The organism is Kribbella sp. ALI-6-A (assembly GCF_001984195.1).
Classification (GTDB): Bacteria; Actinomycetota; Actinomycetes; order Propionibacteriales; family Kribbellaceae; genus Kribbella.
Genome location: NZ_MTQN01000012.1, coordinates 2,062,271 through 2,087,693, shown reverse-complemented (window position 1 = coordinate 2,087,693; position 25,423 = coordinate 2,062,271). Strand labels below are relative to the sequence as shown.

The following is a 25,423-nucleotide window of genomic DNA, read 5'->3' as shown; positions in this document are numbered from 1 at the left end:
AGCGATGAGACTACGTTCCTTGACCGCGGCCGGTGTCGTCGCGGCGATGCTGGCCCTGACCGGCTGCGGCGGTGGATCCGACGACGCCGGCGCGTCCGGCCCGGTCGACCTGCGAATGACGATCTGGAGCGCGAACGCCAAGCACACGGCGCTGTTCGACCAGATCGCCGCCGAGTACAAAAAGACCCATCCCGACATCGGCAAGATCACCTTCGAGTCGATCCCGTACGAGAATTACACGACCGCGTTGACCACCCAGATCGGCGGCGGCAACGTGCCCGACCTGGCATGGATCCTGGAGAGCACCGCGCAGGACTTCGTCACCTCCGGCGCACTGGCGCCGATCGACAAGGACCCCGACCTGCTGCCGAGCACCACCAAGACGTGGGAGCAGGACGGTCAGCTGTTCGCGTACCCGTTCTCCACCTCGCCGCTGGGTGTCTTCGTCAACACCGACCTGGTGACGGCGGCCGGACGACCGGCACCCGCGCAGCAAGTTGCCGCTGGCAACTGGACCTGGGACCAGGCGGTCGCCACCGGCGCCGCCGTCCAGAAGACCGGCAAGGGCGGCATCGTGGTCGGCGACTTCGACTACAAGGGCTGGGACACACTGAACTCGATCTGGGCCGGCTGGGGTGCGCGGCCGTGGAGCGAGGACGGCAAGACCTGCGGGTTCGACCAGCCCGAGATGGTCGCCGCGATGACCGCGATCCACAAGATGGTGTTCACCGACCAGGCGATGCCCGGTCCGGGCGTGACCAAGGACTTCTTCGCCGGGGACGCCGCGATGGTGCTGACCCAGATCAGCCGGGCGGCCCTGCTGGAGAAGGCCAAGTTCAAGTGGGACCTGGTGCCGCTGCCGAAGGGCCCGGCCGGTGAGTACGCCGTCGTCGGGCAGGCCGGCATCGGCGTGCTCAAGCGCGGCAAGCACGTCGACGCCGCGAAGGACTTCCTCGCCTTCTTCAGCAACCAGGAGAACTCGGCCAAGCTCGCCGCGTTCTTCCCGCCGCCGCGCAAGTCGCAGCTCACCACCGAGGTCCTGGCCAAGGCGAACCCGCTGCTCAAGCCCGCCCAGCTGCAGAGCGTCGTGATCGACGGCATCGAGCGCGGCGACATCAAGACCAGCCACGTCGGGTACGCCGAACTGCAGCAGACCGTGCGCGCCGCGCTCGACCCGCTGTGGAAGCCCGACGCCGATGTGCAGGCGGTGCTGTCCGGCGTGTGCGCCAAGATCAACCCGCTGCTGGCCAAATGACGCTCCTGGCCTCCAAGCCCGCCGCGGCGCCGGCCCGCGCGCCGGAGCGGGCGCCGTACTGGACGATGCGCCGGCGCGACGAGCTGGCCGGCTGGCTGATGGTCACGCCGCAGCTCGCCGGCATCGTGGCCTTCGTCATCGTGCCGCTCGGGCTGGTGGTCTGGTACAGCCTGCACGAGTGGAACGTGCTGGCCGGCACCTTCGACTTCGTCGGCGGCGCCAACTACGAGCAGCTGACCTCGGACCCGCGACTGGGTCCGGCGTTACAGGCGACCGGGCTGTTCTCGGTCGGGCTGGTGGTGCTCAACCTCAGCTTGGCGCTGTTCCTCGCCGTACTGCTGAACCAGAAGCTGCGCGGAACCGTCGTGTTCCGCACGCTGTTCTTCTCGCCGGTCGTCGTGACGCTGGTCGCCTGGACGATCGTCTGGGGCTTCCTGCTCCAGGACAACGGCGGCGTCAACGGCTTCCTGCAGCAGCTCGGCATCGACGGGCCGAACTGGCTGCGCGGCGAGAGCACCGCGATGATCTCGGTGATCGTGGTTCAGCTGTTCAAGGGCGTCGGGCTGAACATGGTGCTGTTCCTGGCCGCGCTGCAGGGCGTTCCGGCCGAGCTGTACGAGGCGGCGCGGATCGACGGCGCGTCGGCGTGGGCCCGGTTCCGCCGGGTCACCGTGCCGCTGATCAGTCCGACGATCCTGCTCACCTCGATCCTCACCGTGGTCGGGTCGTTGCAGGTGTTCGCGCAGATCGCGGTCCTGACCCAGGGCGGCCCGGGCACGTCGACGACGGTGCTCGTCTACTACCTGTACCAGCAGGCGTTCCAGTTCCATCACTTCGGCTACGGCGCGACGATCTCGCTGCTGCTGTTCGTGATCGTGCTCGCGCTCACCGTCCTGCAGTGGCGGATGCGCCGGAGGTGGGTGTTCCATGAGTCGTAGGCTCAAGCTGCTCGTGTACGGCGTACTGCTGATCTGCTGTGTGCCGTTCGTCTTCCCGACCTGGTGGATGGCGACGACCTCGCTCAAGCCGGTGAACGAGATCTTCGCGTTCCCGCCCCGGTTGCTGCCGCAGGACGTCACGTTCGACGCCTACCGGCAGGTGTTCGCGCTGCAGCCGTTCGGCCAGCAGTACCTGAACAGCCTCTACATCGCGGTCCTGGTCACGCTCGGCACGCTGGTCGTCTCCTCGCTGGCCGGCTACGCGTTCGCCCGGATCCCGTTCCGCGGGTCCGGCGTGGTGTTCGTGGTCGTGCTGGCGGGGCTGCTGGTGCCGAACGAGGTGACGATCATCCCGCTGTACCGGATGTTCGACGGCCTCGGTCTGGTGAACACGCACTGGCCGCTGATCCTGATCCCGATGCTCGGGGCGCCGAGCGTGCTGGCGACGTTCATCATGCGCCAGTTCTTCATCACACTGCCGCGCGAACTGGAGGAGGCCGGCCGGGTCGACGGGCTGGGCCGGTTCGGGCTGTTCTGGCAGGTGTCGCTGCCGCTGGCGAAGCCGGCGATCGGGGCGGTGTCGATCTTCACCTTCCTGCACAGCTGGAACCTGTTCCTGGAGCCGATCGTGTTCTTGTCCAGCAAGGACAAGTTCACCATCCCGCAAGCTCTCACCCAGTACGTCGACGCCTACGGCGGCGCGTTGTGGAACGTCCAGCTCGCCGCGGCCACGTTGAGTGCGTTGCCGGTGCTGGTGATCTTCGTCCTGGCGCAGCGGCAGTTCGTCGAAGGGCTGGCGCAAACCGGCTTGAAGGGCTGATTTCGTCGCTCACTGTGTTCGTCTTGGCACACTCTGCGGACAACACCGTCTCATCGAGCGGTGGATGGTTGAACTACCGGCTCGGCGGGAGATACTGCTCGTGACCGGTGGTTCAGTCAGGAGCCACCCACCATCGCGGCCGTCGGGGATACGACAGTCGCAGCCGGCGCCCCGATGACCATCCTGTGATCGTTGCCCGGGTCGCCGACGAAGCAAGGAGTACCCGTTCGTGGCTGCCGACAGCGCGGATCTGTCCATCCAGGTCGACCACCTCGGCCCGCACCCGGTCGTCCGGCTGTCCGGCGACATCGACGTCGATTCCTCGCCCGCACTGATCGAGGCCCTGACCACGGTCCAGACCGGCCTCGGCGCCGAACCGCTGGTGCTCGACCTGACCGAGGTCGAGTTCCTCGACTCCAGCGGCCTGGGCGTACTGGTCGCCGCCCACCAGCGGGCCTCGCTCCAGGGCGGCACGCTGATCCTGGCCGGCCTGCATCCCCGGGTCGCCAAGGTGCTGCGCATCACCAAGCTCAACAAGGTCTTCACCGTCGCCGACTCGGTCGAGGAAGCGATGAGCACCAGTTCCTGATCGCACCCGGCCGCGTGGAAAAATGGAGCTCCACGCACGAACGAGGAGCGATGTGAGTTTTCACGCGGCGGTGTTCATCGCGGTCAGTCTGGACGGCTTCATCGCGCGGCCGGACGGAGCGATCGACTGGCTGACCGAGCGCGGCGAGCGAGCCGGCGACACCGGGTACGACGAGTTCATGGCGGCGATCGACACCGTCGTCCTGGGCCGCAAGACCTTCGAGAAGGTGCTGACCTTCGGCTTCTGGCCCTACGCGGGCAAACAGGTCGAGGTGCTGAGCACCACGCTGCCCACCGACGTCGACGAGCGCGTCATCGTGCACCGCACGGTCGACGGCCTGGTCGAGACGCTGAACGACCGCGGCGCGAAGCGGATCTACGCCGACGGCGGCCGGATCGTCCAGACGTTCCTGCGGGCCGGCCTGCTCAACGAGCTGACCATCACCACGGTCCCGGTGCTGATCGGCCAAGGCATCCCGCTGTTCGGCGCGCTGGACGCGGACATCGCGCTGACGCACAACGCGACCCGGACGCTCAACGAGGGCTTCGTCCAGTCGGACTACACGATCCGCCGCTGACCCCGGCGGCGGGCGCTCACCGCCGCCGGAAACCTGGTTGCCTCGCGGACCCGGGCCGGACCAGAATCGCTGCTCGTGCCCAGACGGTTGTTCGCCGATGTGACTCCGCTGCGTGAGTCAGCCGAGTTCCGGTGGCTGTGGGCCGGGCAGTCGCTGTCGTCGGTCGGCAGCACGATGACCGTCGTCGCGGTGTCCATCCAGGCGTACGACCTGACCGGTTCCTCGGTCGCGGTCGGGGCGCTCGGCCTGGCCAACCTGTTCCCGACCCTCCTGCTCGGCCTGTTCGGCGGCTCGATCGCGGATGCCGTCGACCGTCGCCGCCTCGTCCTGCTCACCAGCACCGGACTGATGGCCATCGGCGTGCTCTTCGCCGTCCAGGCGTTCCTGCACTGGGACCACCTGTGGCTGCTGTACTTGCTCACAGCAACGTCCGCCGCCCTGGCCGCGGTCGACGGCTCGGCCCGCCGGACGTTCCCGCCCCGCGTGCTCCCCGTCCGGCTGCTCCCCGCCGCGGCGGCGCTCAACCAGCTGTCCTTCCAGATCGCGATCATCGCCGCTCCCCTGCTCGCCGGGGTCCTGATCGCGTCGCTCGGCCTCGCCGCGGCGTACGCCGTCGACGCCCTCACGTTCGTCGCCGTCCTGGCCGGCGTCCGCCGCCTCCCACCCATGCCACCCGTCGGCGGCGGTTCCACCTTCGGCCTCCGTTCGGTCGCCGAAGGCATCCGCTACGCCACGCGCCACCGGCTGATCGGCATGATCTTTTTGCTCGACCTGAACGCCACCGCGCTGGCCATGCCGACGGCCCTGTTCCCCGCGCTCGCCGCCACCCACTTCGGCGGTGGCGCGCAGACCGTCAGCTACCTCTTCGCCGCCATCGGCGTCGGCGGCATCGTCGCCGCCACCCTCTCCGGTCCGCTCGGGCACCTGCGCCACCAGGGCCGAGCGATGCTCATCTCGGTCGCGGTCTGGGGCGCCGCCATCGGATCCGCCGCCCTCACCAACCACCTCTGGCTCGCCCTGCTCCTGCTGGCCACCGCCGGCGCCGCCGACATCGTCACCACCGTCTTCCGCGCCACCATCCTGCAGGCCAACACCCCCGACGACCTGCTCGGCCGCCTCAGCTCCCTCGACCTGGTGATCGGCATCGGCGGCCCCAACCTGGGCAACGTGCGAGCCGGCGCGCTCGGCGGGCTACTCGGGCCGATCCCCGCGCTGCTTCTGGGCGGCCTGACGTGTGTGCTCGGCGCCGGCGTACTGACTGCCTCGTCCAGAACCTTCCGCCGGTACGACGCCAAGGCCTGAAGCTAGAAGCCGCAAAGGTCCGCGAGTACGGCGTACTGCGTGGTCGTGGCGAAGCTCGGGTTGCTCATGAACGGCTGGCGGACGACTTCCAGCTCCGGGAGGCGTGGCGCGATCTCTTCTCGCGGGACCGGCGTCGACAGGAAGTCCATGGTGACAGGCATGACGAGCTTGCCGTGCTCCGAATACTCCACCGGACCGGTGGTTCGGCCTGCGGCCCAGATCCCGGCCTGCGGGCGTGCGCCGGTTGCGCCGGTGACCCACAGGAGGACCGGCTGTCCGGCCTCTATCAGTCGCGACCTGTAGCCCTCCCGGACGCACCAGGACCGCACCCCGCCGGCGATGAGCTCCGGAAGGTTGCTGATCGCCGGATTGCACTTGACCACCCAGGCGCCGAGATTGTCGGCCGTGATCCGCTGAGCCGGCGCCGAAGCACTCTTCCGGGTAGCAGCCACGCCTCTGATTCTCCCCTACTCGACGACGACCTGTCCCCATCGCTCGGGTTCAGCGATGCATTCCACGACCTCCAGGTACCGGCGCACCGCCGCAGAAGCCGCGTGGTGTCCTTCAACCCGAGACAGTACGACGGCCAGCCCGGCGCCGACTCCGACGTCGGAGGGCGCATCCAGCATCGACGCCATCGCCGCGGCCTTCTCCAAGTCACCCCGAACGATGTACTTCGCCGCCAACGGCAGCATGGCCAGCGCGAACGCGTTGGGATCCGGCGCAGGCCCCGGCAGTCCTCGCCCGACCAACTCGAGCGTCTCCGCGAGGTCGAGATCCCCAGCTGTACCTGCGCCGGACAGCAGCCGAGCCTCTCGGGGAATCGGCGCATCTGACGGCCAGAAGTACCAGTCAACCCACAGCGGAAGGCCGTCAACGTCGTACATCGCCCCTACGTAGCCTCCGCCGACCGGCCCGTTCCCCGGCATCTCGAGCGTCAGCAGCGTCTCGCCGAGCGCGCGCTCTTCCCCGACGACGAGAAGGTCCACGTCGCTCCACTCGTCGTGCGTTCCGGAGGCCAGTGAACCAACCAGCCAGACTCCGTCGGCCTGCAGCTTCGGGACAGTCTCCGCCAGCCACCCCGCCCGCCCGGCAGCCAACGCCGCCACCAAGCTCTGTGCCTCATCCCGCGTCACCCGACGGACGCTATCCGGTCTGCTCAGGGCGACACGACGTGGATTCGCGGGGCATCCGTGAATTGTCTTCCCTCGACCTTGGAGCTACCTTTGAGGTATGGATCTGCAGGAAGTGACGTTCACCGATTTGCTGCAGCACTCGAACGAGACCGTCGAGAAGCTGAAGCAGAGCCGGGACCGCGCTCTGCGCGTGCGCCGTCGGGGCTCGGAAGAGGACCTGGTCCTCACGACCGCGTCGCGGGCGGCCCAGGGCGAAGAGGTCGTGCACGTGGCGATCCGCCTGCTCCGTGCCATCGTGAGCAATCCGGTCATGCGCTCCACCCACCTGCTCGACATCCTGCCGCAGGTTTTTCCATGGATCCGGTTTCTCCCCACTGACGACCAGACGGAGTTCGTCCGTGAACTCATTGAGGTGATGAGCGCCGGCGAGGAGGTCGGCTCACCGGCTCCGGTCCTGCAGACGATCACGGAGTGGCGGAACACCGCCCAGATCTACGCCGACCCCGAACTGCTGGAGACCCTACGATCGCAGGTGATCGAGGACGCCGGGGACGTTGCAGCGCCTCCGGTTGCTCCGTGACTCCGGCGAAGAAGAACGACCGGGTCGCACCGCCGGCGCAGCCTGGTTGCTGGCTTCTCAAGTTCGGCAGCAATGAGGCCGCGAAGGGCTGGGAAGACCTGGTCCAGCAAGCATCGTCGAACCTGTGGGATGCGTACGAGGCGATTCGCACCGAGCCGACCCCGTTTCCGCCGAGGCCGCGGCAACACCGCCTGAAGGGTTCGCTGGGGACTGTCGACGGTCTGGAGCAGTGGCAGTACGAGGTCACGGCCGGCGGCCGGATCTGGTACGTGGTCGACCCGACGAAGAGGACGGTCTGGATTCGGGCGGCGAGTACGAAGCATCCGAAGGTCACGGAGTAACCGTCGGCGTAGAGATCCATGTCAGGCAGGACCGCGCTCACCTGACACCTAAGCCCTTGCCTGGTTGGCTTTCCGCTCGCATATAAACAGGCGTGGGCGGCAATAGGTCTCGTTCAGGTGGCGATCTGTTGAGTGCCGGCGCCGATCCACAGGAGAGGACTCATGCGCCCCGCCGAACCTGCATCCGTGCAGCCGGACGCCGCCGCGATAGCGACCACGCGCATCGCCGCCCGGCGAGTCCACCGGTATCTGACCGACCACGGGGAACGAAGCATTCGCATATTCGTTGGCGAGGATCCGGGCGAAACATTCGCGATTCCGCGAAGCGCAGTGGAACTCCTCGCTCGCGCGCTGGACTACATCGCGGCCGGCCAGGGAGTGAAGGTTGTCCCTGCTCCCGCGGAGCTGACCACGCGGCAGGCCGCTGACCTGCTGAACGTGTCCCAGCCTTATCTCGTCGGGCTGCTGGACGCGGGTGAGATCGAGCACCGGGACGTAGGGCGTCATCGTCTGGTGCGCACTGATGCTCTGATGGCCTTCAAGCGCAGCGACGATCTGAAACGTCGCGGCATCGCGGACGAGCTGACCGTGCTCGATCACGAGGTCGGCTGAATCGCTCGTACGTGGCTCAGGTCGCGGACCGGACCGAGTCGCCTCGAGGCACGAGCGCCTCGCTTTCGGCCGTTACGTTGTTGCTGTGAGCGATCGATCGGCCGCCACCGCGCCGACCCGCCGGGGGTAGTGCCCGACGAGCAGCGTGAACAGTAGTGCGGGGCACTCGCCCGTACGGTCTACTGCGCGAGCATCAATCCCAGCGTTGCTCGGGCGGCCGGGCATCGAGGAAGGTCTACGCGGATTCGAACGCCGCGGACCATCGGGCCTCGGTTGCTGGCAGGATCAGGCCATGCTGACTGGTCGCCTCCGCCAACTTGATCTCGGCGTCATTCCCGCTCCGTCCGGTGCGGGTGCGCTCGTTCTCCACGCGGAGGAGGCGGCCGACTGCGTTGTCGTGTTCACGGCCTTCGATCCGGCAGACCGCACGACCACGGCGGCGCTCGCCACATTCAGGGACTGCAGCCAGTCGATCTTCGGCTACCCCAATGATGAGGCCTACTGGGGCGTACCGGCCGCCGGATACGGCTTCTATGAGGTCCTTGACTCCGGCTGGTCCCAACGGCTGACCGAGTTCAACCGGCTTCGCTTCCCCGACACGATGCCCGACAGCGAGAGCCGCCACTACTTCATGGGCTGTCATGACGCCTCCGGGCAGTTTCTCGCTCGTGACCTGTCGGTCGAGCCCGTCAGTGGGGGCTTCGGCGCAGCGCTCAACGCAGCACTCAGACGCTACGGGCTCCACGAATAGTCGCAGCGCCGGCCACGAAGCGGCCACCAGTCGGAACACGACTGCAACGCCTTCAACTTCGTATGACCGCGCGGACGCGATATGCCAGTGTGTGCCAGCCTTCACTGTCCCAGCACCCGGCCCTGACGGTGTCGACTCATCTTCCGTACGGCGACCGGTTCGGCGCCGACAGGCTGATCCCTCCACCTGTGCCTTGCCGAACCAGGTGAGCGACCCAGACGCCGGGTGGTCCCGTGATGAACTGGGCAACCGAGGCGGCTCTGGCGCGTCGCCGGCCGCCGCGTGGGGCTGAATCGCCTGTACGAACGAACCCCCGACCAGGTCCCGCGAAGGTCGACCGCCTGTAGTCGCTCAAGCGGGCGACGCCAGGAGCCCGCGCCCCGGGTGGGTGGGAGCGGACTGCGCAGCACGCGACGCAGGAGCGCGCGTAGCCGGCCGCGTGGGGCTGAACCACCCACGCGAACCAACCCCCGCGAAGGCCGAACCCCTTCAGTCGCTCAAGCGGGCGACGCCAGGAGCCCCCGCCCCGGGTGGGTGGGAGCGGACTGCGCAGCACGCGACGAAGGAGCGCGCGTAGCCGGCCGCGTGGGAGCTCTACCGGTGGGAAAGAAGCTGCGCCGCTTCGGAAGCCCAGTAGGTCAGGATCGTGTCTGCGCCGGCCCGCTTGATGCCGGTGAGCGTTTCCATGATCGCCTTCTCGCGGTCGATCCACCCATTGGCGGCCGCGGCCTCGACCATCGCGTATTCGCCCGAGATGTTGTACGCCGCCACAGGCACGTTCACGTGGTCGCGCACCTGCCGGATGATGTCCAGGTAGGCCAGAGCCGGCTTCACCATCACCAGGTCGGCGCCTTCGGCGATGTCCAGGTCGACCTCGCGGATCGCCTCGCGGGCGTTGGCGGGGTCCTGCTGGTAGGTCTTGCGGTCGCCCCGCAGGGACGAATCGACGGCCTCGCGGAACGGGCCGAAGAAGGCGGAGGCGTACTTCACGGCGTACGCCATGATCACCGTGTCGGTGAAGCCGGCCGCGTCCAAAGCGGTGCGGACGACGCCGACCTGGCCGTCCATCATTCCGGACGGGCCGACGACGTGCGCGCCGGCGGAGGCCTGGGCGACGCCCATCTCGGCGTAGATCTCCAGCGTCGCGTCGTTGTCGACGCGGCCCTGGGAGTCCAGTACGCCGCAGTGCCCGTGCGAGGTGAACTCGTCCAGGCACAGGTCCGACATCACCAGCAGGTCGTCGCCGGCCTCGGACACCGCGTCCCGGATCGCCACGTTGAGGATGCCCTCAGGATCGAGGGCCCCGGATCCGACCGGGTCCTTCGACGTCGGGATGCCGAACAGCATCACGCCGCCGAGCCCGAGCTGCACCGCCTCGGCGACCGCCTTGCGCGCGGTGTCGCGGGTGTGCTGGTAGACGCCCGGCATCGAGCTGATCGCGATCGGCTCGCGGGCGCCTTCGCGGACGAACATCGGCAGGATCAGCTGCCGCGGCTCGATCGTGGTCTCCGACACCAACCGCCGGACAGCTGCCGACGACCGCAGCCGCCGCGGACGAACACCCGGGAAACCAGACACAGACCTAGCTCTTCCTGCGTGAGCCCGAGCGGCGCTCGGACGGGCGGGTGACCGGTTCACCGGCCTCTACCATCGTGTCACGCCGGTCCGCGCCGAACCGGGCCAGTGCGTCGGCCAGCTCCTCGGCCGACGGCGACTCGGCCATCGCGTCGACCCGCAGGCCGTGCTCCTCGGCGGTCTTCAGCGTCGCCGGGCCGATCACCGCGATCACCGTCGACGCGTGCGGCTTGCCGGCGATGCCGACCAGGTTGCGCACGGTCGAGGACGAGGTGAACACGACCGCGTCGAACTTGCCCGACTTGATCGCCTCGCGGGTCGGCGCGGGCGGCGGAGCGGCCCGGACGGTCCGGTACGCCGTGACGTCGTCGACCTCCCAGCCCAGATCGGTCAGGCCGGCGACCAGCGTCTCGGTGGCGATGTCCGCGCGCGGCAGGAAGACCCGGTTGATCGGGTCCAGCACCTCGTCGAACGGCGGCCAGTCCTCGACCAGCCCGGCGGCGGACTGCTCACCCGAGGGCAGCAGGTCCGGCCGGATGCCCCAGGCGGCGATCGCCTCGGCGGTCTTCTCGCCGACCGCGGCGATCTTCAGGCCGGAGAACGCCCGCGCGTCCAGTCCGTACTCGTCGAACTTCTCCCGGACCGCCTTGACCGCGTTGACCGAGGTGAACGCGACCCACTCGTAGCGGCCCTCGACCAGGCCGCGGATCGCCTTGTCCATTTGCTGCGGATTGCGCGGCGGCTCGACCGAGATCGTCGGCACCTCTTCGGGCATCGCGCCGTAGCGGCGCAGCCGGTCCATCAGCGGGCCGGCCTGGTCCTTGGTGCGCGGCACCAGGATCCGCCAGCCGAACAGCGGCTTGGTCTCGAACCAGCTGAGCGCCTCGCGCTGCTCGACCACCGAGCCGACCACGATCACGGCCTCGCCGGTGACCTTGGCGGCGCGCAGGTCGGCCACGATGGTGCCGAGCGTGCCGACCACGCTGGTCTGGGCGGTCGTCGTCCCGCCGACCGTCGCGCAGACCGGCGTACCGGCGTCGAAACCGGCCTCGACCAAGGCGGCGGAGACGTCCTTCAGCACGTCGACCGCGTTCAGCAGGACCAGCGTCTGCTTCGGGTGCAGCCGGCTGAAGTCGAGCTTGGCCTCGGCCAGGTCGAGCACCGTGACCTCGCGCTCGCTCTTCACGGTCAGCGGGATGCCCGCGTACGTCGGAACGGCGCTGACCTCGCTGACGCCCGGGACGACGTTGAAGCTGATCCCGGCCTTGCGGCAGGCGGCAGCCTCCTCGGCGCCGCTGGAGAACGTGAACGGGTCGCCGGTGAGCAGCCGCACCACGTTCGCCGCGGACTTGGCCGTCTTCACCACCAGCCGCGCACGGGCCGCGACCCGCAGCGCCCGGCTGCCCTCGGCGCCGGAGCCGTCGATCACCTCGACGCCCGGCCGGCAGTACGCCAGGAACGGGTCGTGCTCGGGACCCTCGACCACCACGGCGTCGGCATTGGCCAGGACGTCGCGACCCGCGAGCGTCAGCAGCGCCGGGTCACCCGGCCCGACCCCGACGAACGTGACATGGCCGAGCGGTCTGGTCTGCTTGGCCGTGCTGCTGGTCGCCGCGGCCTTCGCCGGCACCTTCTGCGGAGTCTGGGTGGCCGCTGCTGTCTTCGCGCTGCTCACGTCTGCCGTCGCCTTCGCCCTTGTTTTGCTCGTCTTTGCCGTCGTCGTCGTTCCCCGTGCCGGTGTCATGTCTGCTCCAGCAACTCGTGGGCCAGCGCCCGCCCGACCGCCGCCGGGTCGTCGACCGACCCGTTGGCGGACAGCCGCCGGACACCGCCGCCGTCCTGACCGAGTGCTCCCCGCAGCCACAGCTCCGGACCGTCCTCACCTTCGACCACCTCGGCGAGCGCCCCGACCGGCGCGGTGCACCCGGCTTCGAGCGTCGCCAGCAGCTGCCGCTCGGCGGTCACCGCGACCCGGGTGACCGGGTCCTCCAGTGGCGCCAGCGCGGCCAGTACGTCGGTGTCGTCGCTGCGGCACTCGATGCCCAAGGCACCTTGTCCCGGAGCCGGCAGCACCTGGATCGGGTCGAGCATCTCGGTGACCTCCGAGAGCCGGCCCAACCTGGCCAACCCTGCCCTCGCGAGGACCACCGCGTCCAATTTGCCGTCGGCCACCATCCCGATCCGGGTGTCCACGTTGCCGCGGATGCCGGTCAGTTCCAGCCCCAGACCCAGAGCCTCGAGCTGCGCCACCCGGCGCGGTGAGCCGGTCCCGACCAGCGCACCGGTCGGCAGTTCGCCGAGGCTCATCCCGTCGCGGGCCACCAGAACGTCGCGCGGGTCCTCGCGGACCGGGATCGCGCCGATCGTCAGGCCCTCGACGGGAGTTGTCGGCAGGTCCTTCAGCGAGTGCACGGCGATGTCGATCTCGCGCGCCACCAGGGCGTCGCGCAGCGCGCTGACGAAAACGCCGGTGCCGCCGATCTGCTCCAGCGGCGCCCGGTTCACGTCACCGGTGGTGACGATCGGGACCAGCTCCACCTCGTGCCCGAGGCTCCGCAGCGCGTCGGCCACGTGGTTGGCCTGCGCGGTCGCGAGCGCCGACCGGCGGGTTCCGAGCTTGATCATGCGGACTCACCTCCGGTGGTGGTTTTGGGGGCGGTGACCGCGTCGACGGTCGCCGGGTCCAGCGCGAACAGCTCGCGCAGCGCGTCGGCGTACGTCGGGCCGCCCGGATCGGCGGCCAGTTCCTTCACGCGGACGGTCGGGGTGTGCAGCACCTTGTCGACGACGCGCCGGATGGTGCGCGCGACCTCCTGGCGCTGGTGGTCGTCGAGGCCGGGCAGCCGGCGGTCCAGCCGGGCCAGCTCGGTGGCGACCAGCTCGGAGGCCATCGTCCGCAGCGCGACCACGGTCGGCGCGACCGAGGCCGCCCGCCGGGTCGCCTCGAAGGCGCCGGTCTCCTCGCCGACGATCCGGCGGACCTCGTCGATGTCGTGCTCGCTGCCGCCCGCCGTACCGGCGAGGTCGGCCAGCGTGACCAGGGTGACGCCGGGGATCCGGGCGACGCCGGGCTCGACGTCGCGCGGCAGGGCCACGTCGAGCACCCCGAGCGGGCGCCCGTCGGTGGCGTTGCGGATCATTTCCTCGGTCAGCACGGTGCCGCGAGCGCCGGTGCAGCTGACCACCAGGTCGGCCTCGGCCAGCGCGTCCGGTACGCCGGCCAGCGGGATCGCCGTACCGCCGATCCGGTCGGCCAGCGCGACGGCGCGGTCGTGGTTGCGGTTCGCGATCGTGACGCTCGCGGCGCCGCCGGCCAGCAGGGTCTGCGCGGCCAGCGAAGCCATCGATCCGGCGCCGACGATCAGCGCGCGACGGCCTTCGAAGCCACCGACGGCGTCCAGTCCGGCGGTGACCACCGAGCGGCCGGCCGAGTCGATGCCGGTCTCGGTGCGGGCCCGCTTGCCGGTCCGCAGCGCGTGCTGGAACAGCGCGTTCAGGCCGGACCCGATCGTCTCGAGGTCCTGGCCGATCCGCAGCGTCTCCTTCACCTGGCCGAGGATCTGGCTCTCGCCGACCACCATCGAGTCCAGGCCGACCGATACCTGGAACAGGTGCGCGACGGCGCCTTCCTCGAAGTGCACGTACAGGTGCTCGGCCAGGTCCAGCAGCGGGACGCCGGTGATGTCGGACAGGATCGCGGTGACCTCGTCCATGCCCGCGTGGAACCGGTCGACGGTCGCGTAGACCTCGGTCCGGTTGCAGGTGGCCAGTACGGCGGACTCGCTGACCGCGGGACTGTCCTGGACGGCGATCGCCAGCTTGGTCGCCGCGTCCGCGTCCAGCGCGACCCGCTCGAGAATCGAGATGTCCCCGCTGCGATGCGAGATCCCGACGACCAGGTAGCTCATGCCCCCACACCCCCACCCACGCTGGGCAGACCGGGCAGACCGTTGATCGCTGGTAGTTCGGGCACCTCGGGGAGCGCCGCCTCTCCGGACTTTCGTTGTTCGTGGTACGCCAGGATCTGCAACTCGATCGAGAGGTCCACCTTGCGGATGTCGACGCCGTCGGGCACGGACAGCACCACCGGCGCGAAGTTGAGGATGCTGGTCACGCCGGCCGCGACCAGCCGGTCGCAGACCTCCTGGGCCGGACCGGCCGGGGTGGTGATCACGCCGATCGACACCCGGTCGGCGGCGACAATCTCCTCCAGCTCGGCGAAGTCGCGGACCACCATGTCGCCGATCTGCTCGCCGATCAGGGCGGGGTCGGCGTCGAGCAGGGCCACGATCCGGAAGCCGCGGGTGCCGAAGCCGGAGTAGTTGGCCAGCGCGTGACCCAGGTTTCCGATCCCGACGATGACGACCGCCCAGTCCTGGGTGACGCCGATCTCGCGGGCGATCTGGTAGCGCAGGTACTCCACGTCGTACCCGACGCCGCGGGTGCCGTAGGAGCCGAGGTAGGACAGGTCCTTGCGCAGCTTGGCCGAGTTGACGCCGGCCGCGGTCGCGAGATCCTCGCTCGACGCGGTGGCGATACCACTGTCCGACAGAGCGGTCAGGGCCCGCAGGTACACCGGCAAGCGCGCGACAGTGGCCTCGGGAATGCCGCGTTCGGTTCTCGTCGGCGCGCCGGGGCGACGGCTGCGGGCAGGCGTCACAGTTCTCCTGGAAAGGTGGTTCGCGAGTCACCGCCTCACGGCGGGCGACACCCCCACTCTAGGAGCTTGTGAACGTGAGAACAAAATCGGCGACGGCGCCCATGACAGACGTCACGTCGAAACTCACGCGGTTGTCAAGGCCTTCCTCAGCCTGACCGGGTCGACCCGCCAGAAGTCGTGCTGGCGGCCGTCGACGAAGGTGACCGGGATCTGTTCGCCGTACTCACGGAACAGCTCGGGGTCCTGCGTGATGTCGATCTCGGTCCAGCCGACGCCGAGCTCGGCGCAGACCGCGGCGACGATCGCCTGGGCGTCCTCGCAGAGATGACAGCCCGGCTTGCCGTACAAGGTGACCCGCGGTTCGCTCATCGGTCCGTCTCCCGGAGCCGGCCCTTCGCGACCTTGCCGGTGACCGAGTGCGGCAGGTGGTCGACCACCTCGATCTCGACCGGGCACTTGAACCGGGCCAGCCGCTGCGCGGCGTACGCGCGGACCTCGTCGACGTCGATCGCCGCGCCGGTGGCCGGGACCAGGAACGCCTTCACCGCTTCGCCGGTCTCCTCGGACGGTACGCCGATCACCGCGGCCTCGCGGACGCCGGGAGCGCCGACCAGGACCTCCTCGACCTCGCTCGGGAAGACGTTGAAGCCGCTGACGATCACGAGTTCGCGGAGCCGGTCGACCAGATAGAGGTCCCCGTCGGCGTCCAGGTAGCCGACGTCGCCGGTGCGGTACCAGCCGTCGTCGCCCGGCCCGTCGGCGCCGTCGGGCCAGTAGCCGGAGAACAGGTTCTGGCCGCGGACCAGGATCTCGCCCGGGTCGTCACCCTCGACGTCCTCGCCCCGCTCGTCGGCGATCCGCAGGTCCACACCGGGCAGGGGTCGGCCGACGGATCCGAGCTTCGGGGAGTCCTCGCCGAGCGTGGTCGTGACGCCCGGGGACGCCTCGGTCAGGCCGTAACCCTGGTGCACGAACAGCCCGGTGACCTCCTCGAACCGGGCGGCCAGCGAGCGGTCGAGGATGGACGCGCCGGTGAGCACGACCTTGACCGAGGCGAGCCGCTCGCGGAGGTCGTCGCGGGCGAGCAGCGCGTGCAGGGCCGGCGGGGCGAGCGGGAGCCGCGTCACGGCGTACCGGCTGATCAGGTCGACGGTGCCGGTGGAGTCGAAGCGCTGGTCGATGACGAGCGCGGCGCCGGTGGCGATGGCCCAGCCGAGCACGGCGTTCAGGCCGAAGGCGTGGAACATCGGGAGTACGCCGAGCACGACGTCCTCCGGGCCCATCCGGTCCTCGCCGAGGCCGGCCAGATTCTCGACGTTGGCGGCCAGCGCGCGGTGGGTGAGCATCGCGGCGCGCGGCTCGCCGCTGGTGCCGGAGGTGTAGAGCAGGACCGCGAGGCTCTCCGGGTCGGTCCGCAGCGACAACGGAGCGTGACCGTCGAGCTCGCCGGGACGGATCACCTTGACGCCCTCGACCTTGGCCGCGAGGTCGCCGTCGGCGACCACCAGCCGGGCGCCGGAGTGCTGCACGACGTTGCCGATCTCGGGCGTGGTGAGGCCCGTGTTCAGCGGTACGGCGACCAGGCCGGCGCGCAGACATCCCAAGTAGGACGTGACGAACTCGATGCTGTTGGCCATCAGCAGCACCACCCGGTACCCGGGCACCAGACCGGCCGCGGCGTACCCCTGAGCGGCCCGCTCGACGGCCTCGTCGAGCTCGCTCCAGGTCAGTCGCCGGTCACCGTCGACCAGCGCGAGACGCTCCCCTTGACGTCGCGCTGTGTCACGAAGAACATCCGCGAAGTTGAAGTTCACCAGGCGAGTCTGTCATGTTCCCGTTAAGGTCCTCAGGGTGACTCGGGACCTTCGCGCCCGGTCGGTGCTGGCCGGTGAGGCCAGTGCGGCCGCGGCTGAGCTGGAAGCCGCGCTGGCGACCCCTCCGGTCGGCCACGCCGCCGCGTTCTTCGACGTCGACAACACGCTGCTGCAGGGCGCCTCGGTGTACCACCTGGCGCGAGGTCTGTACCGGCGCCGGTTCTTCAGCTTCGGCGAGATCGCCGGCAAGGCCTGGCAGCAACTCGCCTTCCGGCTGCGCGGCGAGACCCCCGAGTCGGTCGACAAGGCCCGCTCGGCGGCGCTGTCGTTCATCGCCGGCCACCGGGTGTCGGAAGTGAAGATCCTGGTCGAGGAAATTTTCGACGAACTCATGGCGGACAGGATCTGGCCGGGCACCAAAGCGCTGGCGCAGCGGCACCTGGACGCCGGCGAACGGGTCTGGCTGGTCACCGCGGCACCGGTCGAGGTGGCCCAGGTGCTGGCCCGGCGACTCGGTCTGACCGGCGCGCTGGGGACGGTTGCAGCGCAGAGTGACGGGGTCTATACAGGTGTACTCGTGGGCGATATTCTGCACGGCCCGGCCAAGGCGGAAGCCGTCCGGGCACTGGCCGCGCACGAGGGGCTCGACCTGACCGCGTGCTCGGCGTACTCGGACTCGGTGAACGACTTGCCGATGCTGGAAATGGTGGGGAATCCGTGGGCGATCAACCCTGACAGCAGGCTGCGGCGGCATGCCGAAGTGGCCGGCTGGCAGGTCCGGGACTACCGGACCGGACGCAGGGCGACGCGCCTGGCCCTGTTGACAGCCGGTGCTTCAGGCGTAACGCTCGGTGCTGTCTCAGCCGCTGTGGCCATCCAACGATGTCTCAGTCGCGGATGTGCCAGTCGTAGACGTGTCAGTTGAAACGGGGAGAGATCTTGACGACGCCGGAGCCGAGCCCGGACGGGATGAGACGTGCAGAGCTCGTCGATCGCGCCCAGGCTGGAGACGTCGGTGCATTCGGTGAGCTGTACGACGAGTACTCGCTCACCGTCTATCGCTACATCTACGCGCGGGTGTCTTCCTCGGCCCTGGCCGAGGACCTGACCAGCGAGACGTTCGTCCGGGCGCTGCGCGCGCTGGACTCGTTCCGCTGGCAGGGCCGGGACTTCGGTGCCTGGCTGGTGACGATCGCCCGCAACCTGATCACCGACCACTACAAGTCGGGCCGCGTGCGGCTCGAGGTGGTCACCGACGAGATCGAGACGCACGACCGGCAGACCGAGGGGCCGGAGGTCGACGTACTGGCCGCCGCGACCGCCGAGGTGCTGCGGGACGCCGTCGCGGCCTTGCCGGACGAGCAGCGCGACTGCCTGACCATGCGATTTTTCGCGGGTCTGTCGATCGCCGAAACGGCCAAGGCGCTGGAGAAATCCGAAGGCGCGGTCAAGCAACTGCAGTTGAGGGCCGTCAGGCACCTGGCGAAGGTAATCCCCAAGGACTTGAGGTGAGACGGATGGCAACGAATGTCTTCCGTAACCAGTCAGGGAGTTTCCTCGTTTGCCTGGTGAGGACCTGTCGGTGACCCCGACTGGACCATTGAGGAGAACGAGAACTCATGAGTGACCTAACCAGGGCTCGAGCGCGCGCGGATGCTTTCGCGCACGCCGTCGATCACGGGCCCCGTCACTCTTCGCGACTGAGCGATGACCCTGAGTTGCTGGAAGCTGTGGAACTGGCCGGGCGCCTGAGGACCGCCGGGGCAGTCGCACCGCGACCGGAGTTCAGTGCCGAACTGAGGCACCGTCTGCTGGAGCAGGCGGCGGCCCGGGCGGCAACGACTCCGACCGTGGTACACAGCTCGCCGGACAGCGAGGAGGATTTGCCGCCCCGCGAGGACGACGAGGCGTCCGTGACACCGATCCGTCATCGCCCCGGCCGGAGGATCCGGCTGGTGGCGAGCACCGCCGCACTCGTCCTGCTCGGAGGTGGCATCGGTTCCGCTGCCGCCGCCCAGCAGGCGATGCCCGGCGACACGCTGTACGGGATGAAACGCAGCATCGAGAACGTCTCGACCAACGTCAGCGTCGGGGACGACTCCCGCGGCCGGCGTGATCTCGAGCACGCGATGACCAGGCTGTCCGAGGTGGACGCGCTGGTGTCGAACGGCGGCGACGCGGCCGCCATCGACAGCACGCTCGTCCTGTTCTCGCAGCAGGCCCGCAAGGGTGTGTCCCGGCTCGTCGCGTCGTACCAGCAGGACGACGACCCCAGCTCGATCACGGCGATCACGACGTTCATCACCAGCGCCCGCCAGGCCATCGGTGAGCTCGCTCCGAAGTTGCCGCCCGAGTCGCTGAAGTCGGCCGTGGAAGCGATCGCGACGATCGAGGAACTGACCCGGCACACCACGCTGGCCTGCCCCAAGTGCGACCAGCCCAAGCCGGCGAAGGGCTCGACCCAGCCGAGCACGGAGCAGCAGCCCGAGCCCGGTCAGCCGTCCGACCCGGAGGACCCGATCAAGTCGGGTCCGGTCGTGCCGTCGGCCAAGACCAGCCCGAGCACGAGCGCGAGCGCCAAGCCGAGTACGGCACCGACCCAGGTGCCGGACACCACGAAGGTCGAGGAGCGGAACACGACGACGCAGCCGACCCAGCTGCTGACTCCGCCCGGCAACCGACCGACCGGATCTCCGACGGTGACGCCGTCCGGGCCCCCGGTTCCGAGCCTGCCCACCCCGGGAACGCCGAGCTGGCCCTGGCCGTTCCCGACCCTGAGCCTGCCACTGCCGACGATCAACCTGCCCGGCGTGGTCCAGACTCTGCTACCTCCCTGGAAGTAGCAGCACGACCCTTCAAAGAGCCCCGGCCGCTACGGCCGGGGCTCTTCGTTTGTCTCGGGGACTGCGGTCTGCAGGCCGCTGGTGCCGGGTTCCGCCCGCGTCGGCCTCCGGACCCCGGACATGAAACCGTCACGGCGCACAGGTCGTACCGTGTCCGCGGTCCCGGCAGGGTGTCCGCAGTGCGGTGATCCTTCCCGGGTCCCGAGAGGGTGACCGACGTACGGCAGATCGAACGTCGCCATCGCGTCGTGCAGCGCGCGGATCAGACCCCGTTTAGGGATGCTCGACGGCGCTCATCGCTCGGTCAGAAGAAGACGCTGCGGCGTTGCATGAGCAGCGCGTACAGAGTCTGCTGGATGGTTTCGCGGACCTGGTCGGTGACGTTGAAGACCAGCATCGGGTCGTCGGCCGCGCCTTCGGGGAATTCGTCGGTGCGGATCGGCTCGCCGAACTCGATCAGCCACTTCGACGGCAGCGGGATCAAGCCGAGCGGGCCGAGCAGCGGGAAGAACGGCGTGACCGGGATGTACGGGACGCCGAGCAGACGCGCCAGCGAGGCGATGTTGCCGACCAGTGGATAAATCTCCTCGGCGCCGACGATCGAACACGGCACGATCGGTACGCCGGTCCGCATGGCCGCGCTGACGAAACCGCCGCGGCCGAAGCGCTGCAGCTTGTACCGCTCGCTGAACGGCTTGCCGAGTCCCTTGAAGCCTTCCGGCCAGACGCCGACCAGGTTGCCCTCGCGCAGCAGCCGCTCGGCGTCGTCGTTGCACGCCAGCGTCGCACCGCCCTTGCGGGCCAGCTCACCGACGAACGGCGTACGGAAGACCAGGTCGGCGGCGAGCGTGCGCAACGGGCGGTTGGCGTGGTCGGCAACGACCAGCTGGGTGATCAGGCCGTCGAGCGGCATCGTGCCCGAGTGGTTCGCGACGATCAGCGCGCTGCCGGTGTCCGGGATGTTCTCGATGCCGCGCACCTCGACCCGGAACCACTTCTCGGCCAGCGGCCGCAGCCCCGACAGCAGCACCTGATCGGTCAGCTCGGCGTCGTACCCGAACTCGTCGACCTCGTACTGCCCGGTGAGTCGCCGCCGCAGGAACGCCAGCCACTCCGCGACCTTGCGCTCCCCCGCGTCGCCGAACATGTCCCGGACCACCTGCTCGAAGCCGGCGAAGTCGGGCAGCTCGTCGACAGCCGGCTGCTCGGCAGTCGGACCGTCGACCAGGTCGTCCGGCTCGGACTGGGGGTCCGGCTCGGGCCGCTGGTAGTTCTTGCCGGCCAGCGAGCGCGCCGCGGCCGACGGCGTCGTACGGCGGGCGCTGCCGCGGCCGGGCCGTCCGCCGGAGCCGATCGGGATGACGTCGGCGTCAGCCACGTACTGCCCCCAGTCCGGCCGTCAGCAGCCTGGAAGCGGTGGTCACCGCGCCGGGGCCGAGCGCGGCACGGAAGTCGTCGAAGGCCTCGGCCGTCGTGTACCGCGGCTCGAAGCCGAACTCGGTCCGCATCCGGGTCGTGTCCACCACGCGGCCGTAGGTGAGAAAGGTGATCTGGTCCGGCGAGAAGTCGGCCAGCCGCGCCCGGCGGACGACGGCCGCCGTGCTCGACGCGGTGAAGGACGGGAGCCGGACGACCGGACGGCCGAGCCGGCGGATCGCCTGGGACAGCACCAGGATGCCGTCGCCGGCAAGGTTGAACGTGCCCGGCAGGTCTTCGACGGTGGCGTGATGGATCGCCTCGACGCCGTCGCTCTCGTGCAGGAACTGCAGGCGGGCGTCGTACCCGAGAACGGTGGGGACCACCGGGAGCTCGAAGTACCGGGTGATCGGGGAGTCGGTCTGCGGACCGATCCAGTTGGCCATCCGCAGGGTGCTGACGGTCACGTCGGGACGGCGCCGGGCGAACCCGCGCACGTAGCCCTCGACCTCGACGGCGTCCTTGCTCAACCCGGTCTGGTGGATCGCCCGCGGAGCCATCTCCTCGGTGAACATCGCGGGGTCGCGAGGACCCGCGCCGTAGACCGTGGTCGACGACTTGACCACCAGCTTGCGCAGCCCGGGCGCCTTCTGGCACGCGGCGAGAAGCTGCATGGTGCCGATGACGTTGATCTCCTTCATCGACGACCGGCCACCGGCGCTGCCAGGGGTCGCGACCACGCCCGTGTGGACGACAGTGTCGACGTCCTCACCGGCAATGACCTTGGCGATCACGGGGTTGCGAATGTCCGCCCGGACGAACCGGACGCGGCCGAGCTCGGCCCGGGGCGGGACCACGTCGACCCCGATCACGGTCTCGATGGACGGGTCCGCGGCCAGCCGCCGCGCACACCGAGCACCGGCGTCCCGGGAGACGCCGGTCACCATCACCACCTGTGCCACGAGTGACCCCCAGCCAGACAGCAACCCACACAGCCGCTCTGGTGACCAGAGCGGCTCGAACTGCTTACTTGCCGAGCTTGCGGCGCTGCACCCGCGTCTTCTTCAGCAGCTTGCGGTGCTTCTTCTTCGCCATCCGCTTACGGCGCTTCTTGATAACCGAACCCACAGTTGGACCTTCCAAACATAAAGAGAGCGTCGGCAAAGCCTACCCGCAAGTGTGCTTGCGCACCTAAGTGAGGGGTAGGAGCCAGGGATGGGAGCACGTTACAACGGAGTGGCCGGGTGGTCGGCCTGGACCGTTCGGCGGACCAGTTGCGGTTCGCGCGGGAGAAGGGCGACGTGCCGCTGGTGGAGAGCGACTCGGCGCGGCTGCCGTTCGCGGCGGGCAGTTTCGACGACGTGCTGGCGCTGTGGATCTCGACCGATCTCGACGACTTCGCCGGGACCCTGCGGGAGATCGCGCGGGTGCTGCGGCCCGGCGGGCTGTGCTACTTCTACGGCGTGCACCCGTGCTTCAACGGGCCGCACGTGGAGTACCAGGAGGACGGCGGCCGGCTCGCGCATCCGTCGTACCGGCAGTCGGGGTGGCACGAGCCGTCGGCGTGGTGGAGCGGTGACGGGATTCGCGCGACGGTCGGGATGCGGCACATCCCGCTGGCCGAGTTCCTGAACGCGTTTCTCGCGGCGGGGCTCGCGCTCGACCACGTCGTCGAGCCGGACGGCGGCCCCGTGCCGGCAGCGTTGGCGGTCCGGGCCCGGCTCGCTGCTTAGCGCGTCGGGGCCAGGTGCTCCCAGGTCAGCAACACCAGGTCCCGGCCCTTGTCCATCAGCTTGGTCGGCGGGAGGTCGGTGAGCGTGTAGCCGGTGCGCTTGGCGACAGAGATGCTGGCCTGGTTGTCCGGCTCGATCTCCAGGATCAGCCGCGGCAGCTCGAGCACCTCGTGCGCGTAGCCGGTCAGCAGAGCGAGTGCGCGCACCGCGAGCCCCTGCCCGCGGTGTGCCGGCCCTACGGCGTACCCGAGGGAGCTCGTCTTCTGGTTCACCATCACCTCGCCGAGCGGCTTCTCGCCGTCGGTGGTGATGGCGAGGTGGAGCCGCCCGTTGTCGGTGTGCGCGGCGTCGTAGTACGCCTCGGCCGCGGCCAGGTCGAACGGCGCGCGCAGCGGTGTCCAGTACGCGACCTCCGGGTCGTCGAACAGCTCGGACATCGCGGCCAGGTCACCCCGCTCCCACTCCCGCAGCACCAGCCCGTCCCCCGCGATCCGCACCCCGGGACCGCCGTACCTGATCGTCATACGACTCAGTGTCCAGTACGCCGGGTTCGCAGGCGATCCAGCACTTCGGCGACGGAACCGAGGGTGATCAGGCCACTACCGGCGGCCAGTTCGGCGCGGGCCGGTTCGAGAGCCCGGGCGGTCCGGTCCATCGCCAATTTGTTGCCAAAGGCAAGGGCTGCCTCGGCGACGAGAACCCAGAGCAGCTCCTGGAGCAGGTCCTGCGGCGGGTCCGGTACAGCGTCGAGCTCTTCGCCGTCGAAGAGCGGTCGCACCCACGGCTCGTACGGCCCGTAGTCCGCGCCGGGATCCAGCGGCCGCCGTTCGCGAAGCCGCACGGTCAGCACCGCGAGCGGCAGCAAACCCCGTTGCACACCAGGCATTCCGGCACCGTCGAGCAGCTTCGCGACCTCGCGGTACGCAGCCTCACCGGGATCACGCAGTACGCCGTACCAGCGGGTGAAGACGGCGACCAACGGGGTCTCGTGCTTGCTCGCAAGGTCGTCCGCGGCGGCCGCGTGCGCGTCGGCGGACTCGAAGTCGCCCAGCGCGCTGAGGGCTTGGATGCGGATGAGATGCCCGAGCACCTCGTACGGAACGAGACCGTGGCGGCCGGCCAACGCGATCAGCTCGGCGCCGATCGCGTCGCGTTCCGGCGCGAGGCCGGTGCGGTGGAAGGTCTGCAGAAACAGGCCGTTGAGAGCGAAGGCCAGTACGCCGGGATCGTCGAGCCCACGAGCGATTTCGACGGCTTCAACAGCTGCGGCACGGGCGCGCGGCGACCCGGTTCCCCGCGACTCTATGGCGATCGTCGCCAGCAACCGAGCCCGCACGGGTGCCGCGAGCCCGTCGCTCGACGCGAGGGTGCGCTCGGCGGCGGCGACGACCGCGGCGGCCTGTTGCTCGTCGTCGGAGCGGGTCCAGATCGCGGGGACGTCGTACGCGCCGATCACCCGGGCCGTCAGCTCGGGATCGCCGAGCTCCTCCGCCGCGGTGATCGCCGCCAGCCGGTGTTCGCGGGAGGCGACCAGGCCGCTGCCTCCGGTGATCGCGAGACTCCGCAGCAGCCCCACGGTCGACTCCAGGCGGGCACGTGGTCCCACACCTTGGTTGTACGCCGCCACCGCCCGATCCCACACCGCAGCCGTTCCCGGGACCACCGTCGGCTCCATCAAGTGCGCCGCCTGGCGGAGGACGTCGGTTTCGAGTTGCCGGAGGTTCGGGCCGGGATCCAGTCCCAGCTGGTCCACCAGCAGCGCGCGGGCTCGGCGCAGTACGGCCAGGGCGTCGCCTTGTCTGCCCGACCGGTACAGCGCGAGCGCCAGCAGCCGCCAGCCCTCCTCGCGCCACGGATGCTCGCTGACATGCGCATCCAGATCGGGCACCGCCGCCGCGGCCCGCCCCGACCGCAACCGCTCGGCAGCCACCTGCTCCACCGCCTGCAGCCGCAGCTCGGTCAACCGCGACCGCTCCGCGCGAGCCCAGGCCTCGTCCGGAAAATCCGCGTACGCCGGTCCCCGCCACCACCCCAACGCTTCCTCGACCCCGGACGACGAAGCGACCGCCCGCTCGAATCGCCAGGCGTCCACCGCGTCCGGCGCCAGCCGCAGCGCATAACCAGGACCGTCGGTGATCAGCACGCGAGGTTTCGCCCGGGCTTCCCGCTCGGGCTCCAGCGCCCGGCGCAGCGCGGCGACGAAGGTCCGCACCGCGCTGACCGCTCCGGCCGGCGGAGCGGTCCACAGATCGTTGACCAGTACGCCGACCGGAACCACCCGCCCCCGCGCCACGATCAGCCGGGCCAGGACCGCGCGATGCCGGGGTCCCTTCAACGGCAGCGGTTCGCCGTTGTTGTCCCAGGCAACAACCGGCCCGAGCACCCCGAACCTCGGCTCACCGCTCACGGGCTCCACGCTAGCGCTCATCGAATGCTCATCCGCGCGCGCCAGGCTGGCGGCGTACCGGAAACCAGCTGCCA

At 69.6% G+C, this 25,423-nt stretch carries 27 protein-coding genes and 1 pseudogene; 14 read left to right on the top strand and 14 right to left on the bottom strand.

Translation table 11 applies throughout. The features are described from left to right. The first annotated feature begins 4 nt into the window (after positions 1-4). The 6 genes from BWI15_RS36470 to BWI15_RS36445 all read left to right on the top strand — a co-directional run bounded on the left by BWI15_RS36470 (position 5) and on the right by BWI15_RS36445 (position 5,481). Positions 5-1,255, top strand: a complete 1,251-nt coding sequence (locus tag BWI15_RS36470; protein WP_077019015.1) for an ABC transporter substrate-binding protein — start codon at positions 5-7, stop codon at positions 1,253-1,255. Further along, positions 1,252-2,193: a carbohydrate ABC transporter permease gene (locus BWI15_RS36465; protein WP_077019014.1), complete on the top strand. Its 942-nt coding sequence runs from the start codon at positions 1,252-1,254 to the stop codon at positions 2,191-2,193. Before BWI15_RS36470 ends, BWI15_RS36465 begins: the two co-directional genes overlap by 4 nt. Next, positions 2,183-3,013 carry a carbohydrate ABC transporter permease gene (locus BWI15_RS36460; protein ID WP_077019013.1) on the top strand — a complete coding sequence of 277 codons (831 nt, stop codon included), beginning with the start codon at positions 2,183-2,185 and terminating at the stop codon, positions 3,011-3,013. Before BWI15_RS36465 ends, BWI15_RS36460 begins: the two co-directional genes overlap by 11 nt. A gap of 229 nt (positions 3,014-3,242) precedes the next feature. Further along, positions 3,243-3,602, top strand: a complete 360-nt coding sequence (locus BWI15_RS36455) for an STAS domain-containing protein (protein ID WP_077019012.1) — start codon at positions 3,243-3,245, stop codon at positions 3,600-3,602. Positions 3,603-3,654: 52 nt separating this feature from the next. After that, positions 3,655-4,179, top strand: a complete 525-nt coding sequence (locus BWI15_RS36450) for a dihydrofolate reductase family protein (RefSeq protein WP_077019011.1) — start codon at positions 3,655-3,657, stop codon at positions 4,177-4,179. Between the two features lie 75 nt (positions 4,180-4,254). After that, on the top strand, positions 4,255-5,481 hold the full coding sequence (locus BWI15_RS36445; RefSeq protein ID WP_077019010.1) for an MFS transporter: 1,227 nt from the start codon (positions 4,255-4,257) through the stop codon (positions 5,479-5,481). 2 nt (positions 5,482-5,483) lie between these two features. Here BWI15_RS36445 and BWI15_RS36440 read toward each other — a convergent pair whose 3' ends face one another. Both BWI15_RS36440 and BWI15_RS36435 read right to left on the bottom strand, forming a co-directional pair. After that, positions 5,484-5,933 carry a hypothetical protein gene (locus BWI15_RS36440; protein WP_077019009.1) on the bottom strand — a complete coding sequence of 150 codons (450 nt, stop codon included), beginning with the start codon at positions 5,931-5,933 and terminating at the stop codon, positions 5,484-5,486. A gap of 15 nt (positions 5,934-5,948) precedes the next feature. Then, on the bottom strand, positions 5,949-6,617 hold the full coding sequence (locus tag BWI15_RS36435) for a nucleotidyltransferase domain-containing protein (RefSeq protein ID WP_168197423.1): 669 nt from the start codon (positions 6,615-6,617) through the stop codon (positions 5,949-5,951). Positions 6,618-6,714: 97 nt separating this feature from the next. On the opposite strand from BWI15_RS36435, the gene BWI15_RS36430 reads away from it, so the two are divergent. The 4 genes from BWI15_RS36430 (at position 6,715) to BWI15_RS36415 (ending at position 8,901) form a co-directional block, all read left to right on the top strand. Beyond that, positions 6,715-7,197: a hypothetical protein gene (locus BWI15_RS36430; protein ID WP_077019007.1), complete on the top strand. Its 483-nt coding sequence runs from the start codon at positions 6,715-6,717 to the stop codon at positions 7,195-7,197. Then, on the top strand, positions 7,194-7,538 hold the full coding sequence (locus tag BWI15_RS36425; protein WP_077019006.1) for a hypothetical protein: 345 nt from the start codon (positions 7,194-7,196) through the stop codon (positions 7,536-7,538). The genes BWI15_RS36430 and BWI15_RS36425 overlap by 4 nt, the downstream gene beginning before the upstream one ends. A 162-nt stretch (positions 7,539-7,700) precedes the next feature. Then, positions 7,701-8,150 (top strand): helix-turn-helix domain-containing protein, encoded by a 450-nt coding sequence (locus BWI15_RS36420; protein WP_077019005.1) that lies wholly within the window; start codon positions 7,701-7,703, stop codon positions 8,148-8,150. 292 nt (positions 8,151-8,442) lie between these two features. Further along, positions 8,443-8,901: a hypothetical protein gene (locus BWI15_RS36415; RefSeq protein WP_077019004.1), complete on the top strand. Its 459-nt coding sequence runs from the start codon at positions 8,443-8,445 to the stop codon at positions 8,899-8,901. A 594-nt stretch (positions 8,902-9,495) separates the two neighbouring features. Here BWI15_RS36415 and hemB read toward each other — a convergent pair. From hemB to BWI15_RS36380, 7 genes are all read right to left on the bottom strand, one after another. Continuing rightward, on the bottom strand, positions 9,496-10,479 hold the full coding sequence (gene hemB, locus BWI15_RS36410) for a porphobilinogen synthase (RefSeq protein ID WP_077019003.1): 984 nt from the start codon (positions 10,477-10,479) through the stop codon (positions 9,496-9,498). A 4-nt stretch (positions 10,480-10,483) separates the two neighbouring features. After that, positions 10,484-12,220, bottom strand: coding sequence for a uroporphyrinogen-III synthase (locus BWI15_RS36405; protein ID WP_077019002.1), 1,737 nt, complete (start codon positions 12,218-12,220; stop codon positions 10,484-10,486). After that, positions 12,217-13,101, bottom strand: coding sequence for a hydroxymethylbilane synthase (gene hemC, locus BWI15_RS36400; RefSeq protein ID WP_077019001.1), 885 nt, complete (start codon positions 13,099-13,101; stop codon positions 12,217-12,219). The genes BWI15_RS36405 and hemC overlap by 4 nt, the downstream gene beginning before the upstream one ends. Next, a complete protein-coding gene (locus BWI15_RS36395; RefSeq protein WP_077019000.1) occupies positions 13,098-14,384 on the bottom strand; it encodes a glutamyl-tRNA reductase in 1,287 nt (428 codons plus the stop codon). The genes hemC and BWI15_RS36395 overlap by 4 nt, the downstream gene beginning before the upstream one ends. Next, positions 14,381-15,136 (bottom strand): redox-sensing transcriptional repressor Rex, encoded by a 756-nt coding sequence (locus BWI15_RS36390; protein ID WP_077018999.1) that lies wholly within the window; start codon positions 15,134-15,136, stop codon positions 14,381-14,383. Before BWI15_RS36390 ends, BWI15_RS36395 begins: the two co-directional genes overlap by 4 nt. Before the next feature lie 123 nt (positions 15,137-15,259). Beyond that, positions 15,260-15,505, bottom strand: coding sequence for a glutaredoxin family protein (locus tag BWI15_RS36385; RefSeq protein ID WP_077018998.1), 246 nt, complete (start codon positions 15,503-15,505; stop codon positions 15,260-15,262). Then, positions 15,502-16,950: a class I adenylate-forming enzyme family protein gene (locus BWI15_RS36380; RefSeq protein WP_077018997.1), complete on the bottom strand. Its 1,449-nt coding sequence runs from the start codon at positions 16,948-16,950 to the stop codon at positions 15,502-15,504. The genes BWI15_RS36385 and BWI15_RS36380 overlap by 4 nt, the downstream gene beginning before the upstream one ends. A gap of 37 nt (positions 16,951-16,987) precedes the next feature. Between BWI15_RS36380 and BWI15_RS36375 the strand changes: the two genes are divergently transcribed. The 3 genes from BWI15_RS36375 to BWI15_RS36365 all read left to right on the top strand — a co-directional run bounded on the left by BWI15_RS36375 (position 16,988) and on the right by BWI15_RS36365 (position 19,793). Further along, complete coding sequence (locus BWI15_RS36375; protein ID WP_077018996.1) at positions 16,988-17,875, top strand: HAD family hydrolase; 888 nt, start codon at positions 16,988-16,990, stop codon at positions 17,873-17,875. A gap of 44 nt (positions 17,876-17,919) precedes the next feature. Further along, positions 17,920-18,462 carry a sigma-70 family RNA polymerase sigma factor gene (locus BWI15_RS36370; RefSeq protein ID WP_041289570.1) on the top strand — a complete coding sequence of 181 codons (543 nt, stop codon included), beginning with the start codon at positions 17,920-17,922 and terminating at the stop codon, positions 18,460-18,462. Between the two features lie 443 nt (positions 18,463-18,905). Continuing rightward, on the top strand, positions 18,906-19,793 hold the full coding sequence (locus BWI15_RS36365) for a DUF5667 domain-containing protein (protein WP_237771611.1): 888 nt from the start codon (positions 18,906-18,908) through the stop codon (positions 19,791-19,793). A gap of 304 nt (positions 19,794-20,097) precedes the next feature. Here the strand turns inward: BWI15_RS36365 and BWI15_RS36360 are convergent, their stop codons facing one another. From BWI15_RS36360 to BWI15_RS36350, 3 genes are all read right to left on the bottom strand, one after another. Then, on the bottom strand, positions 20,098-21,171 hold the full coding sequence (locus BWI15_RS36360) for a lysophospholipid acyltransferase family protein (protein WP_077018994.1): 1,074 nt from the start codon (positions 21,169-21,171) through the stop codon (positions 20,098-20,100). After that, a complete protein-coding gene (locus BWI15_RS36355) occupies positions 21,164-22,156 on the bottom strand; it encodes an NAD-dependent epimerase/dehydratase family protein (RefSeq protein WP_077018993.1) in 993 nt (330 codons plus the stop codon). Before BWI15_RS36355 ends, BWI15_RS36360 begins: the two co-directional genes overlap by 8 nt. Before the next feature lie 79 nt (positions 22,157-22,235). Further along, entirely contained in the window at positions 22,236-22,337 is a 102-nt protein-coding gene (locus tag BWI15_RS36350; RefSeq protein WP_008356322.1) for a 30S ribosomal protein bS22, read from the bottom strand. A gap of 110 nt (positions 22,338-22,447) precedes the next feature. Between BWI15_RS36350 and BWI15_RS36345 the strand changes: the two are divergent. Continuing rightward, positions 22,448-22,942 (top strand): annotated as a pseudogene (locus tag BWI15_RS36345) (class I SAM-dependent methyltransferase); the annotation flags it as partial. On the opposite strand, the gene BWI15_RS36340 reads toward BWI15_RS36345, so the two are convergent. Together BWI15_RS36340 and BWI15_RS36335 are read right to left on the bottom strand one after the other, a co-directional pair. Continuing rightward, positions 22,939-23,466 (bottom strand): GNAT family N-acetyltransferase, encoded by a 528-nt coding sequence (locus BWI15_RS36340; RefSeq protein WP_077018992.1) that lies wholly within the window; start codon positions 23,464-23,466, stop codon positions 22,939-22,941. The pseudogene BWI15_RS36345 and the gene BWI15_RS36340 overlap by 4 nt on opposite strands. A gap of 5 nt (positions 23,467-23,471) precedes the next feature. After that, positions 23,472-25,370, bottom strand: coding sequence for an AfsR/SARP family transcriptional regulator (locus BWI15_RS36335; protein ID WP_077018991.1), 1,899 nt, complete (start codon positions 25,368-25,370; stop codon positions 23,472-23,474). Positions 25,371-25,423 lie beyond the last annotated feature (53 nt).